The 14,594-nt window shown below is 50.3% G+C and carries 11 protein-coding genes; 9 read left to right on the top strand and 2 right to left on the bottom strand.

Features of this window, described 5'->3' with window-relative positions:
• The first annotated feature begins 166 nt into the window (after positions 1-166).
• Genes J2Y43_RS05905 through J2Y43_RS05885 form a run of 5 tightly spaced genes read left to right on the top strand, consistent with a single transcriptional unit; the run spans position 167 to position 8,436 of the window.
• Positions 167-895 (top strand): hypothetical protein, encoded by a 729-nt coding sequence (locus tag J2Y43_RS05905; protein ID WP_309980818.1) that lies wholly within the window; start codon positions 167-169, stop codon positions 893-895.
• The gene (locus J2Y43_RS05900) at positions 892-3,663 is read left to right on the top strand and encodes a TonB-dependent receptor (protein WP_309980819.1); all 2,772 of its coding nucleotides are present in this window, start codon (positions 892-894) and stop codon (positions 3,661-3,663) included. Before J2Y43_RS05905 ends, J2Y43_RS05900 begins: the two co-directional genes overlap by 4 nt.
• A gap of 15 nt (positions 3,664-3,678) precedes the next feature.
• Complete coding sequence (locus J2Y43_RS05895; RefSeq protein WP_309980820.1) at positions 3,679-4,809, top strand: DUF4249 domain-containing protein; 1,131 nt, start codon at positions 3,679-3,681, stop codon at positions 4,807-4,809.
• Between the two features lie 14 nt (positions 4,810-4,823).
• Positions 4,824-6,008: a DUF4249 domain-containing protein gene (locus J2Y43_RS05890; protein ID WP_409021405.1), complete on the top strand. Its 1,185-nt coding sequence runs from the start codon at positions 4,824-4,826 to the stop codon at positions 6,006-6,008.
• 25 nt (positions 6,009-6,033) lie between these two features.
• The gene (locus J2Y43_RS05885; RefSeq protein WP_309980822.1) at positions 6,034-8,436 is read left to right on the top strand and encodes a hypothetical protein; all 2,403 of its coding nucleotides are present in this window, start codon (positions 6,034-6,036) and stop codon (positions 8,434-8,436) included.
• Here the strand turns inward: J2Y43_RS05885 and J2Y43_RS05880 are convergent.
• Entirely contained in the window at positions 8,433-8,894 is a 462-nt protein-coding gene (locus J2Y43_RS05880) for an Lrp/AsnC family transcriptional regulator (protein ID WP_106594330.1), read from the bottom strand. The two genes, J2Y43_RS05885 and J2Y43_RS05880, sit on opposite strands and share 4 nt — an antisense overlap.
• A 172-nt stretch (positions 8,895-9,066) precedes the next feature.
• On the opposite strand from J2Y43_RS05880, the gene J2Y43_RS05875 reads away from it, so the two are divergent.
• Together J2Y43_RS05875 and kbl are read left to right on the top strand one after the other, a co-directional pair.
• The gene (locus tag J2Y43_RS05875; RefSeq protein ID WP_309980823.1) at positions 9,067-10,017 is read left to right on the top strand and encodes an NAD-dependent epimerase/dehydratase family protein; all 951 of its coding nucleotides are present in this window, start codon (positions 9,067-9,069) and stop codon (positions 10,015-10,017) included.
• A 101-nt stretch (positions 10,018-10,118) separates the two neighbouring features.
• Entirely contained in the window at positions 10,119-11,306 is a 1,188-nt protein-coding gene (gene kbl, locus J2Y43_RS05870; RefSeq protein ID WP_223402041.1) for a glycine C-acetyltransferase, read from the top strand.
• A 267-nt stretch (positions 11,307-11,573) separates the two neighbouring features.
• Here kbl and J2Y43_RS05865 read toward each other — a convergent pair whose 3' ends face one another.
• Entirely contained in the window at positions 11,574-12,374 is an 801-nt protein-coding gene (locus tag J2Y43_RS05865; RefSeq protein ID WP_309980824.1) for a transglutaminase family protein, read from the bottom strand.
• A 183-nt stretch (positions 12,375-12,557) separates the two neighbouring features.
• On the opposite strand from J2Y43_RS05865, the gene J2Y43_RS05860 reads away from it, so the two are divergent.
• Positions 12,558-13,091, top strand: a complete 534-nt coding sequence (locus J2Y43_RS05860; RefSeq protein WP_309980825.1) for a YceI family protein — start codon at positions 12,558-12,560, stop codon at positions 13,089-13,091.
• A 129-nt stretch (positions 13,092-13,220) separates the two neighbouring features.
• Positions 13,221-14,588 carry a neutral/alkaline non-lysosomal ceramidase N-terminal domain-containing protein gene (locus J2Y43_RS05855; protein ID WP_309980826.1) on the top strand — a complete coding sequence of 456 codons (1,368 nt, stop codon included), beginning with the start codon at positions 13,221-13,223 and terminating at the stop codon, positions 14,586-14,588.
• Positions 14,589-14,594 lie beyond the last annotated feature (6 nt).

Raw genomic sequence — 14,594 nt, 5'->3', positions numbered from 1 at the left:
TAGATAAATAGCATTTGATTCTTTTATGATTAGATTTAATTAATCGAATAAAATATTTATTTTAGATTTGAAGTATGTAACTTATGTTCACTTCATAAAGTGCAAGCCCCGGCACTGCAACATATCGATAGCCTTTGAACGTACTGCTTTAAAATCAACTGCGTAGATGCGTATTTTTACCACTGCATTATTTCTGTGTGCCCTGTTTTCCGGGAAAACCTCTGCCCAGGGGACATTAGCCGAAGCTTCTTCTGCCCGGGAAGTTGCTGCTTATCCGGTATCCCTTTACAAGGATGCCACCTCCATTTCCCAAAATCTTTACAATGGACGCCAGTATTACGTGTATGACGCACGTATGGAAGAACACCAGTTTTACCAGCAGCGGCGCTGGCTGAACGGCATGGTGCTTTACGACGGCCAGCAGTTCGATAGCATCCCGGTGCTCTACGATATTTTCCATGATGAGCTGGTGATCCGGCATTTCAATGGCGACCATATATTGTTGCAAACCGTGAAAGTGGATTCATTTATCGTAGACAACCACCACTTTGCACGACTTGAATCCGGGAAGGACATTAACCCGCAAATGCGGACTGGTTTTTATGACATCGTTTACGGCGGGAAGTCGCGTACGCTTGTGCGCAGGACCAAGTCGCGGCAAGAGAAAATCGTTGATAAAAAAGTGATTGCCTACTATCCCGAAAAGAACTTTTTCTATGTGCATAAGGACGGTCGCTACCATTCGGTACACACGAAGAAATCGATGCTCGAACTGTTCCCGGATCATAAGCGGGAGTTGCGCAAGGTGCTGCGAGAGAATAAGATCAAATTCCGTAAGAACCGTGAAATGGCCATTGTGAAGATGGTAGAAACCTACGATAACTTAGCCAAATGAAAATATTTTTACCACTGACCCTAATCTTCTGCTGCATTTTTACCACGCACTTTTCCTACGGCCAGAACGTGCCCGAGAAAAAGATCACCATGAAACTGGATTCGGCGAGGTTCGATCAATTTGTGAAGCAGGTGGAGTCGCAGACAGGCTATTATTTCTACTACGATGCCACGCGCTTCGATAGCCTCACCCTCGATTTGAATGTGAACAACCTTTCGCTCCGGGAGGTGCTCGACCAGGTTTTTAAAGGTTCCGAGTTCGAATACGCTATCGACGGACAAAAGCGCATTTACATTACCCACGGACAGAAGATCATTACCCAGCTCACCCCCGGATTGTTTAACCCCGAGCGTGCCGGCGAAAGTGATTCCATTGCCTATGCAGGTCCCGAGAGCGATATCAAAGAAAAGCTTCTGTCGACAGCCGAAAGCAAGGTCCACGAAATAGGCATACGAAAGCACAGGATCACGCCCGGTAACTCAACCATTACAGGTTACGTGCGGAATGCGGTAACGGGTGAGCCGGTGATAGGCGCTGCGGTGTTTATCACCTCGCCGTCTATTGGCGTAACTACGGATGCGCTCGGACAGTACGCGCTTACGATCCCACGCGGGAAGCAGATTGTCCGCATTAAAAGCACAGGTATGCGCGAAACACAGCGCCAAGTGGTGCTGTATTCGGATGGCAAACTGGATATTGAAATGCGTGAGAGTGTGATTGCATTGAAGGAAGTATCGGTGAAGGCCGGTATGGACAAAAACGTGGTGGGTACACAAATGGGTACCGTGAAACTGACCATCAAAAACCTGAAACAGGTGCCGACGGTGTTCGGTGAGACAGACTTGTTGCGGACGGTGCTTACGTTGCCGGGGATCAAGTCGGTAGGGGAAAACAGCACCGGTTTGAACGTCCGCGGCGGCTCGGTGGACCAGAACCTGATCCAGTACGACGATGCGGTGATTTACAATCCATCCCACCTTTTTGGGTTCTTCTCCGCATTTAATCCGGATGTTTTGAAGGAAGTGGAACTTTACAAAAGCACAATCCCATCCAGGTTCGGCGGCAGGCTGGCCTCGGTGCTCGATATCGCCAGCCGCGATGGTAACAAGAAGAAATTCGTGGCTTCGGGCGGGATCGGGCTTGTTACCGGCCGGGTTACACTGGAAGGACCTTTGGTAAAAGACAAAGCGTCGTTTATTCTCGGCGGCCGCTCTACTTACTCCAACTGGGTGATCAGGGCATTGGATAATGAAACTTACAACAGGAGCTCGGCCAACTTCTATGATGTGAACCTGCATTTCAACTATGAAATCAATGAAAAGAACAGCGTTTCATTGACGGGTTATACGAGCAATGATAAATTCCGGCTCTATGGCGATACTTTGTATTCCTACCAGAACCGGCTAGGCTCCATCAAATGGAAGCACACTTTCAATTCGCGTCTGTACGGCGTGCTCACGGCTTCACATAGCAAATACCAGTACGCGATGGAAGCGGAAGGCCTCCCGCTCAACTCTTTTGACCTGAAATTCGATATTAACCAATCCAATTTCAAGGCGGATTTTAGCTATGCGCTCAATCCGAAGCATATACTTGAATTTGGGGGAAGCACTATTTATTACAAACTGCACCCCGGCTCATTCAAGCCGCGGGGTACCGAGTCGCTCATCGTGCCCGACGAACTGGAAGCCGAGCAAGCGACCGAAAGTGCATTGTATCTCGAAGACAAATGGGAGGTCAGCCCGCGTTTGTCGATCTCCGGCGGTCTGCGGTGGTCATTTTTCCAATACCTGGGCCCCAAGTCGGTCAACACCTATTTGCCCGGCTTTCCGATCGACTACATTTATCAGGAAGGCGTTCAGGAGTACAAATCGGGTAAGAAAATCAAATCGTACGGCGGCCCTGAATACCGGGCCTCGGTGCGGTACAGTATCCTGGACAACCTTTCGCTTAAAGCCAGCTACAATACGCTGCGCCAGTACATCCACTTGCTGACGAACACCATGACGGTTTCGCCGACCGACATCTGGAAGCTGAGCGATCCGTACATCAAACCACAGATCGGCGACCAGCTTTCGGTTGGTTTGTACCGCAATTTCAGGGGCAACAAAATCGAGGTTTCACTGGAAGGTTATTACAAAAACATCCGCAACTTTCTCGATTACAAAGGCGGAGATTCGCTTTTCATGAACCACAACATCGAAGCGGCGGTGATCAATACGAAGGCAAAAGCATACGGTATTGAATTTATGATCAAGAAAATGACCGGGAAGCTGAATGGCTGGGTGGGCTACACCTATGCGCGAACGCTCCTGCGTGCGGTAGACCGCGACTCGCCCGATGCGCCTAACAACGGTAATTTTTACCCGAGCAACTACGATAAGCCGCACGATTTCACGCTGATTTCGAACTACCGCTTCTCGCACCGTTTCAGCCTGTCGTTCAATTTTACTTACAGCACAGGCCGGCCTTATACGCCGCCGATCGGTAAGTACATTATCGACGGTTCGCAGCGGGTATATTATGCAGATCGTAACCAGTTCCGCATTCCCGACTATTACCGGATGGATTTAGCGATGAATATCGAGGGTAATCACCGGATCAAGAAGCTGGCACACAGCTCCTGGACGCTCGCGGTATATAATGTTCTGGGTAGGAAAAACCCGACTTCGGTGTATTTCCAGACCGTCGCCGGAAGGGTAAATGGTTACCAGCTCTCTATTTTCGGACAGCCGATCCCGACTGTTACTTACAATTTCAGATTCTAAAACGGGATGCAGGCTATGAGATATTGGTTTTTAAAAGTAGGTTTTTTCGCATTGCTGCTGATCGTCGACAGCTGTATAGAGCCGTTTTCGCCGCCGGAAGTCAATTCGGATGAGAACTACCTGGTGATCGATGGCTTTCTGAACGTCAACGGCACCGATTCGACACGGATCGAGTTGCGAAGAACGCAGAATGTCAATGCAACAGCGCCCCCGACGATAGAAAGAGGTGCACAACTCACCGTAGAGGAAGAAAACGGCGAAACGCTGCCGATGAAGGAGACCGGCACAGGTGTGTACACCCTGCCGCCGCGGCAGTACAATCGATCCGGTAAATACAGGCTTCGGATCAAGACAAAAGACAATCAGGAATATCTGTCCGAATTCGTGGGTGTGAATATTACCCCTGTTATTGATAGCGTAACCTATAAGGTAGATCCGGTGCTGAATGCCGCTATATTTTATGTGAATACGCACGATGCACAGAATAAGACACAATTTTATCGTTGGAAATTCGAAGAAACCTGGGAATATGAAGCTACCTATTATTCCGCATTGATAGTAAGGAACGATTCAGTGGTTTTGCGGCCTGATAATATCAATAAATGCTGGGGGAAATTGAAATCCGGGAGCATCTTGCTGGGTAGTACCGTAAAACTGAGCAGCGACGTGATCAAAGACCTCCCGCTGAACCGGGTACCCATTCCTACCAACAAGCTGTACATCAAATACAGTATTCTGGTGAAACAATATGGCCTTTCACGCGATGCATTTGAATATTGGACGGCTTTGTCCAAAACAACACAGGGCACCGGTAGTCTTTTCGACGTGTTGCCGTCGCAAGTGACGGGTAATATCCGGCATACCTCCAACTCGCGCTTGCTGGCATTCGGTTATTTCAGCGCGGCTACGGAAGAAACCCGCCGGCTCACCGTTACGCCACGGCTTGGTATGTTCCCGCGTTGTACCGAACCCGATACAATTCCTATTCGCTGCTCCTCGCGGGATGCCGATGAATGTGCACTCAATACGGCCAAGCTGCTGCTTACTTATTGGGGGCCGCGATCCGACTCCGTTTTGGTAGCGCCCCATTCATGCACCGATTGCCGCCTGCAAGGCGGTACCACCGAAAGACCCTCGTTTTGGTAATGATTTTACAAGGAATGACTGTGAAAGGAATAGAATTCATCAAAAAACTGAAAGAGGCCAGCGGGGCCGGGAAGCGGCGTTTGGGAAGATGGACGTTGTGGGGAATGCTGGTCGCCGCCGGATTGGTGATCAACAGCTGCATTGAACCTTTTTCGCCACCCGAAGTGACTAATCCCGGTACTTACCTGGTAGTAGACGGTTTCCTGAATGTGAGCGGCGATACCAGCAGGATCACATTGAGCCACACACAGGCCGTGAACGACGATAAAGTGTTTGAAGTGGAGTCCGGCGCTACCATTACTGCCGATGCCGAAAATGGCGAAAGCTACGCATTCCAGGACATGGGTAACGGCTCGTACAAGCTGCCGCCAACGAATTTTAACCGTGATGTCAGATACCGGCTGAGGATTAAACGAGCCAACGGCAGGGAATACGAATCCGATTATGTGGTTGTAAGCAAAACCCCGCCCATTGACAGCGTTACCTACCGCGTGGACCCAGCCAGGAATGCGATGGTGATTTACGTGAATACGCATGATCCCAGCAATCAGACACGTTTTTACCGCTGGAATTTTGAAGAAACCTATGAATACCGGATGGCTTACTATTCGAGCCTGACGCGCGACTATACGACCAATCAGATCGTCCCGCGGAGTGACAATATCAACGTTTGCTGGCGCACATTGGCGTCGAGGGATATCAAACTCGGATCGACGATCAAGCTGAGCCAGGATATCATCCGCGATGTGCCCGTCAATATCGTGGACATCGGTACCAACAAATTGTATTTCGGGTATTCGATCCTCGTGAAACAGTACGGGCTCACGCGGGAGGCATTCGAATACTGGACTGATCTTGCCAAAACGACGCAGGGCACCGGGAGCCTTTTCGACCCGCAACCGTCGCAGGTAACGGGTAATATCCACGCGAAGGCCGATGCCAAAGAATTGGTATTTGGTTATTTCAGTGCGGCGCAGGAGCAAAGACAACGGATTTTTATCCGGGAAGCATTAGGCGCATACCCGCGCTGCACCCCGCCGGACACACTGAATTTCGAAGACGCGTTCAATGGTTCTGCGGTACTGCTTTACTTTTACATGGGTGAGCCGAAAAGCGGTTACCTTGGAACTTCGGAATCGTGTGCGGATTGCCGGTCGCAGGGCGGAACTACCACGAAGCCTTCATTTTGGTATCAATGATTATTCTATTGTCTGAAAATATACAATGAAACTCAGGACATTTATTTGCGGTTTGCTGGCGCTGGCATTTTACAACACGTCATATGCCCAGGACGACGCCATGCTGGCTTCCATTCGGCAGCGGTTCGGGCTTTACACCGAGCGGGCCGTGCAGGAAAAGCTGTTTGTGCATATCGACAGGCCGTTTTACCTCGTCGGGGAGACGATCTGGTTCAAAGCCTACAACCTCAACGGCGCCACACACCGGTTTCTGGACCTGAGCAAAGTAGCCTACCTGGAAGTGCTGGATAGTGAAAACAATGCGGTGCTGCAAACCAAGTTCGCCATGGTGGATGGCCGGGGTAATGGCTCTGCGATGGTGCCGTCCACACTCGTAAGCGGCAAATACAAGCTGCGGTGCTATACCAACTGGATGAAGAACTTCTCTGCCGAAAGCTATTTTGAAACCTCGGTCGCTATCCTCAACCCCTTTGTCCGCTTCGACCCCGACAGGGCCTCGAAGGAAGAAACCCGCTATGATGTGCAGTTTTTCCCCGAAGGAGGGCATTTGGTAAGCGGTATCGAAAGCAAAGTCGCATTTCGGGCCGTGGGCGTCGATGGCAAGGGTATCAAGTTTAAAGGGGCGGTCCTCAACCAACAGAATGAAACCGTCCGCGAATTTGAACCCGAACTGAATGGTATCGGCTACTTGAAGTTGAAACCGGAAGAAAACGCAGTCTACAAAGCGGCCATCACCGATAGTAAGGGACAGCGTTTCGAATACCAGTTTCCCAAAGTGGAGCCGCGGGGATATGTCATGGAGGTAAAAGACTCGACTTCGGCGCTGGTAAAAGTGACCGTAACAGGAAAGCTTGAAAGCGAGGATCCCGCGACCATATACCTGCTTGCACACACGCGTCAGGCGAATGCGGTGTTTGGCAAAAAAGGATTAGGTAAAAATCCGGCGGTTTTTGTGCTCGAAAAGGCGAAACTTGGAGAAGGTATTTCGCAGATCACGATCTTCAACGAAAAGCTGAAACCGGTTTGTGAGAGATTGTATTTCAAGCGCCCCGAAAAACAGCTGGCCATTGATGCGCAAGTAGGCAAAAGCTTCATTGGCCGTGAGAAGGTGGCGATGAATATCTCGGCTGCCGTAGGGCAGGCACTGCCGGCTTGGAGCAATTTGTCGGTGGCGGTGTACCTCGACGATTCGATCCAATACCAGCCGCAGCACGATATGCACAGCTATTTGTGGCTCACTGCCGATTTGAAGGGCGATATTGAAAACCCCGGCTATTATTTTCAAAATGTAAATCAGGATACCGACCGGCAGCTCGATAACCTGATGCTCACCCACGGCTGGCGGCGATTGCAATGGGACAAAGTGTTCGGCGGCCAGCTGGTGAGTTTTGAGCATTTGCCGGAATACGACGGACATTTCATCCATGCACGCGTGCTGAATCGCGCCGACGGGAAACCGGCGGTGAATAAAGATGCGTACCTGGCGTCGCTGGATGTGCCCGCGCGCCTGTACGTGGACAGAAGCGATAACGAGGGCCGGGTGAAATTTGAAGTACGCCAATTCACGGGACCGAAAGAAATTACACTCCAAACCGACCTGGCTTACGACTCGACCTACCGCTTCGAAGTGGCGACACCGTTTTCCAAACAGTTTTCGACGACCGCTGTGCCCTCATTTTTCTTTGATAAAACCCAGGAAAATCAGTTGCTGACACGATCGGTGAATATGCAAACCGGCAATGCGTTCCTTCCTCGGCTCTACACCGAGAAAAAGGCTGTCCTGACCGACTCGCTGCCGTTTTTCGGCGTACCGGACGAGAAGTATTTCCTGGATGACTTCACCCGTTTCCCAACCATGGAAGAGGTTTTGAGAGAATATGTGAAAGGCATCCTCGTTCGCAGACGGCAAAAGGAATTCCATTTGCGAATGATTGACAAGCTGGTTCCCAATACCTATTACACGACCGATCCGCTGATGCTCCTGGACGGTATCCCGGTTTTCGATGCCGACAAAATCATCGAAATGGACCCATTGAAGGTGAAGAAAATCGAACTGATCAGCGCGCGGTACTTCCTGGGCCCGATGACTTTTACGGGTATCGTGAGTTTCTCGACTTACCGGGGCGACCTGAGTGGGTTTGAGCTCGATCCGAAGGTGCTGGTTATGCCGTACGAGGGCGTGCAGGCCCAAAGGGAGTTCTATGCGCCGAAATACGATAGCAATAATGCCAACAGCCGCATCGCCGATTTCCGGAACCTCCTGCATTGGGCGCCGAATGTTACGACGGGTAAAGACGGTAAGGCGACGGTCGAGTTTTACACTTCCGACCAGACCGGCCGCTACAAGGTCGTGATCCAGGGCATTACCCCGGATGGCACGGCCGGCAGCAAGACTGTCTCCTTCGACGTCAGGAAAAGAAGCCTTTAAATGTAAAACTCCGAGGTGTGCTTGATCTCCTTCAAAACGAAGGTGCTGTTGAGCACGCCTATATTGTCGATCTTCGACAGCTTATATTTCACAAAATCGTGGTACTCGTCGAGGCTGGCGACGTTGATTTTTAGCAGAAAGTCAACCTGTCCGGCCATGTGGTAACATTCCTGCACCTCGTGGAGGTTTTGTATCTCCTGTTCGAACTTCTCGATAAATGCCTCATTATGGTAGCGCATTGATACCTGGCAGATGGTCGTAACCTGTCTGTTAATGAGTTTTTTATCTAAAATTGCTACATATTGCTTAATGTAACCCAGGCTCTCAAGACGCCTGATTCGCTCGTACACGGGCGATACCGTGAGATTGAGCATCGTCGCGATTTCCTTGGTCGTTTTTTTAGCATCTTTTTGAAGAATGCGGAGGATTTTGGTATCGATTTTGTCCAACTGTTCCATGGGGCAATAATATTTACTGGTACGGGTTTCGAATTGAATCTCAAAAAGTAAATTTTACTTCAAAAATCAAATAGTGTGGTAATGTTTCCTGAGAAACTGGGCGTTTGTTGAAAATAATTTTCACAAATGGGAAATTGCAAGTGATTTATGCTTTACCCAAAAGTTGTTTTTTATGAAAACGGACTGCGTTTTAGTAATAGGAGCAAACGGGCAGATCGGATCTGTTCTGGTAGAATATCTGAGGGAAATTTACGGATTGGGAAAAGTGGTGGCGACGGACATCCGCATGCCCGAATTCCCGACCGGTATCTTTGAACAACTCGACGCGACCAATGCCGCCGAAATGGCTGCAATTGTACGTAAATACGGCGTTACACAAATCTATCACCTAGCCGCGATCCTATCCGCGAAAGGCGAGCAGGACCCGCTCCGAACGTGGCATATCAACATGCAAACGTATTTCAACGTGCTCGAAGTGGCACGTGAAAACGGGGTAAGCAAAGTTTTTTACCCAAGCTCCATTGCCGTTTTCGGTGATCGTGTGGATACCCTGGCTGAGCAATGGTCGTACCTCGATCCGGCAACGGTTTACGGCATCAGCAAGGCGGCGGGCGAAAACTGGTCGAACTACTATTTCAAACGGTACGGCGTCGATATCCGCTCACTGCGTTACCCGGGCATTATCGGCTACCAGTCGATGCCGGGCGGCGGTACTACCGACTACGCCGTTGATATTTATCACAAAGCCGTAAAGGGAGAAGCATTTGAATGCTTTCTGAAACCTGAAACTACGTTGCCGATGATCTACATCAGCGATGCCATGGACGCCACGGTGCGCCTGATGGAAGCGCCCGCTGAGAAGATTTCGGTTAGAACGTCCTATAACCTCGCCGGAATGAGCTTTTCGCCCCAAGAAATAGCGCTAAGCATTCAAAAGATAATTCCCAACTTCAACATCACTTACAATCCCGACTTCCGCCAGGCTATCGCCGATTCCTGGCCTCAGGAGATCGACGATGCGCAAGCCCGGAAAGACTGGAGTTGGCGACCAAGCTATTCGCTGGACAAGATGACGGAGGAGATGATCAGCGAGTTGCGGAAGAAGTATCATTTGGTTAGTTAAGATATCGAGTCAGGAAGTCATGTGTTGTCATTTATTGTAAATCATTGACAACACATGACCTATTGACTCTAATTGTATCCAGTCATTCAAAATTCATCATCATGTACGGTACCATAAAGCAAGAACTTCAGGGCGAACTGGAAGCGATCCGGTCGGCTGGTTTATATAAAAAAGAGCGCGTGATCACCACGCCGCAGTCGGCACACATCGCTACGACCGATGGTGCGGATGTGCTCAACTTCTGCGCTAACAACTACCTCGGCCTTTCGTCACATCCCGACGTGATCCAGGCTGGTATCGACGCCATTCATTCTCATGGTTTCGGCATGTCGTCGGTGCGATTTATCTGCGGCACGCAGGATATCCATAAGGAACTTGAACGCAAAACGGCCGAATTCCTCGGCACGGAGGATTGCATTCTCTACGCTGCGGCATTTGACGCGAACGGCGGTATTTTCGAGCCGCTACTGAACGAGCAGGACGCCATTATCTCCGATGAACTGAACCACGCTTCGATCATAGACGGCGTAAGACTATGCAAAGCCAAGCGTTTCCGCTATAAGCATAACGACATGGCCGATCTCGAAAAGCAGCTCCAAGATGCGCAGGGCAGCCGCCGCATTCTGGTCGTGACGGATGGTGTATTTTCGATGGACGGCACCATAGCCCGCCTCGATCAAATATGCGACCTGGCCGAGCAGTATAAAGCCATGGTGATGATCGACGAATGCCACGCCACCGGCTTTATGGGCAAAACCGGCCGCGGAACGCACGAATACCGCAATGTAATGGGCCGCATCGACATCATTACCGGTACGTACGGTAAAGCATTAGGCGGTGCCTCTGGCGGTTTTACCGCTGCGAAAAAGGAGATCGTTGAGATCCTGCGCCAGCGTTCACGTCCTTATTTGTTTTCAAATACATTAGCACCTTCTATTGTAGGAGCTTCTATCAAAGTACTCGATCTACTCACCTCATCTACCGCATTGCGCGACAAGCTGGAACGGAACACGCAATATTTCCGCAAGGCCATGACCGAAGCCGGCTTTGACATTCTTCCCGGCGAGCACCCGATTGTACCCATTATGCTTTATGAAGCAAAGCTGGCGCAGGAATTTGCGGCCAAGCTGCTGAATGAAGGTATTTACGTGATCGGTTTCTTCTACCCCGTAGTTCCCCAAGGCAAGGCGCGCATCCGCGTGCAAATCTCGGCCGGGCACGAGCAGGAGGATTTGGAAAAGGCCGTTGCGGCGTTTACGAAAGTGGGTCGCGAGTTGGGCGTTATTTAATTGTCAAGTGTGGTCAGGTGTAGTCAGGTATGGTCAGGAGTTGTCATGTATTGTCAATTGTGGTCATGAAGGTCAGGCGTGGACAGATACAGTACCGGACCATATCTGACAACACATGACAACACCTGACTACACATGACCATATTAACAACTAAGACCAAATAGAGCGAAGCCGATACTGGATTTCCGGTACCGGCTTTTTGTTTACTTGACCACATCTGACAAAACTTGACTACACCTGACCATTCCTGACACGCCCTTCTTTCCTCACTGTTCCCCTTCCAGTAACTCGACCTCGACGTGCAGCGATTGCAGCGTTGCATTGCCGTACTGGGTAACCATCGCCACATCCGCAGCGTCGCGGCCATGGGCGATCTCGATGCGGTAACCTTCCGTTTTTTCCTGCACGGCATCAAATGTGTACCATTCGCCGCCGATGAACACCTCGAACCAGGCATGCAGGTCCATATCCTTCAATTTATCGAGATAACCAACGGTCATGCGCGTCGGGATGCAGAGATTGCGGCATAGTGCAATGGCGAGGTGCGTGAAGTCGCGGCACACACCCACGCGGCTGTGAGCGGTGTCGAGCGCTGTGGTGGCGGCGTTGGAAAACCCGTACTGGTAGCGCACGTTGTGGTGGATCCACGAGCGGATTGCCTCCACTTGCTCGTAGCCGGGCGTGAGGTTGCCCGCTATTTCCAGCGCCAGCATATTGATCTCGTGTAAATCCGATTGGCAATAGCGGCTCGGCAGGATGTAATGCATCACTTCATCCGGCAGATCTCCTACAAGCATATACGCAGGCGCGGGATCTGGAATCGGTTTTGTGGGGTTCACCTGTGCCTGCACTTCGGTGGTGATGGTGACCCGGCCCACAGGCAGGATTGTGCGCTGGCACGGGTTGCCGTAAATGTCGGTGTATTCCGAAAATGGCACCGGCGGCTCTATGTTGAAACCTTCCTGGATAATCGATTGGCCTTCCTGGCGTCGCGGGCGTAACATGGTCGTTACGGTGGTGGGGGCATACACGTCGTACGTGAATATGCTTCTGCCCTTCATTTTCATTTATGGGTCGAGTTAGTATTTATACTAAATGTAATGATGCTTAGTTACTTAAAAATTACGTGCCATTTATTTTATTGTGAACACCGGCGTTAGCCAGAATTAAATCGTTTTAATCGACGTTTGTACATCAGGAATGTTAATTTTAGAGCGAGTAGTATTTAGTGAAATTTAAATAATACACCTATGGCAGTTACAAAATGGATCGTAGACCCGGCGCATTCTGAAGTGCAGTTCAAAATCAAACACCTGGTCATTTCGACGATCACAGGTTCCTTCAACAACTTTGAAGGCGGGGCGACTTCGGACCTCAATAATTTTGAAAATGCGGAAATTCACTTTTCACTGGATGTGAACAGTATCGATACCAATGTGGAAATGCGCGATGCCCATTTGCGGTCGGCGGATTTCTTCGATGCCGATCAATTCCCGCATATTACTTTTCAATCCAACTATTTTCATAAAGTAAAGGGCGATAACTATAAGCTCTCCGGCCTTCTGACGCTGAAAGGGGTTACCAAACCGATCGAACTTGATGCTGAATATGGCGGGGCGGAAAAGGACGCTGAGGGCAACGTACGCATTGGTTTTGAGGTGGAGGGCCGTTTGAGCCGTCAGGAATTCGGCCTGAACTACATGCAGCTGACCGACTCGGGCGGCTTAGTAATTGGTGAGGACGTGAAGTTGATCGCGAATATCCAGCTTGTAAAGCAAGGATAGTCAGCGGGTTAGCTATTTTCATAAACTTTTAATACCCGGCATGGACCTGAAAACTGGTTTGCCGGGTATTTTTGATTTCAATAGAAAATGCGGGTTGCCGTCTTTTCATCAAACCTAAACTCGCAATCCATGAAAGTGCTGCGTATTATATTCAAAGTCATCGGGATATTCCTGCTGCTACTCGTACTTGCCATTGCCACCATGATCACCACCATGGATAAGACGCCGTACCAGGAAATGGCCTACTATAAGGAATGGAAGAGCCTGATCGGGGGCGCAAAGGCCGTAGGCGGCCCTGCCGATACCGTGGGCAGTTCCGGCGCATTGCAGGCAGGTTGGGCGAAGGTCAATATCACACCGGCGTCACCTACGCCTACCGCTGGTTACGGCAACCGCCGTGGCCGCCCGTACACATCCGTGCACGACTCCGTATATGTACGTGCGATGGTGATCGACAATGGCCACACCAAAGCCGCCATCATCGCTGCCGACCTGCTCATCATCCCACCGACGGTCATCGAATCACTGAAATCAAAGCTGAAACCGGGCGATATTCCGTTCGACCAGATCTATTTCGGTGCTACGCATAGCCATAACAGTGTAGGCGGTTGGGGAACGGGCATTTCCTCACTTTTCTTTTCGGGTAAATTTGATCCCGCTATTGTAGAGAACCTTGCCAATGCATTTCACAAAGCCATTACCGACGCTCAAAAGAAGGTGGAGCCGGTGCAGCTGACTTATATGGAGTCGCTCGATTCGGTCGATATCCGTAACCGCCTGGTAGGTGAGGAGGGAGGTATCGATCCGGAGATCCGTTCGGCGACGTTTGTTAACAAGAGTGGTCAGAAAGCGATTCTGAGCTCCTTCGCAGCGCATTCTACGGTTTTGAATTCCAAAAACATCGTGCTCTCGCGCGACTACCCGGGCGCGCTCGTGGATTCGCTAGAAAAAGGTCGTTACAATTTTGCGATGTACATGGCCGGAGCCGTAGGCAGCATGGGGCCGATCGAACAAGGAGCAGACGACTTCGATGAAGTGAAAAACCAGGCATTCGGCGTTCAGAATGCACTTTTGTCGCCCAATACGATCAAAGAAGAATCGAAAGGGGCATTGGTGGAAACACTTACATTACCGCTGCCGCTGCGCGATCCCTCTCCGAGATTGACCATGAGCATTGTACTGCGCCCCTGGGCATTCAAAAAGGCATTCGGTGAGTATCCTGTGTTTGTGAAAGCACTGCGGATCGGGAACATTCTCATGGTGGGCATGCCGTGCGACTTCTCGGGCGAGCTGACTGCCCCGCTGGACGCCTATGCGAAATCCAAGGGCCTGAATCTGATGGTGACAAGCTTCAACGGCGGCTATATCGGCTACATTACCCACGACAAGTACTTCGATCGCGATTTGTACGAGACCAAAACCATGAGCTGGTATGGGCCGTACAATGGTGCTTATTTGCAGGAAGTGATTAAAGATATTATTGATAAATTATCCTAAACCGTA

It is taken from the genome of Dyadobacter sp. BE31, from assembly GCF_031457695.1.
GTDB lineage: Bacteria > Bacteroidota > Bacteroidia > Cytophagales > Spirosomataceae > Dyadobacter.
Note: the sequence above shows the minus strand (reverse complement) of the source record. Positions and strands in the feature narration are given on the sequence as shown.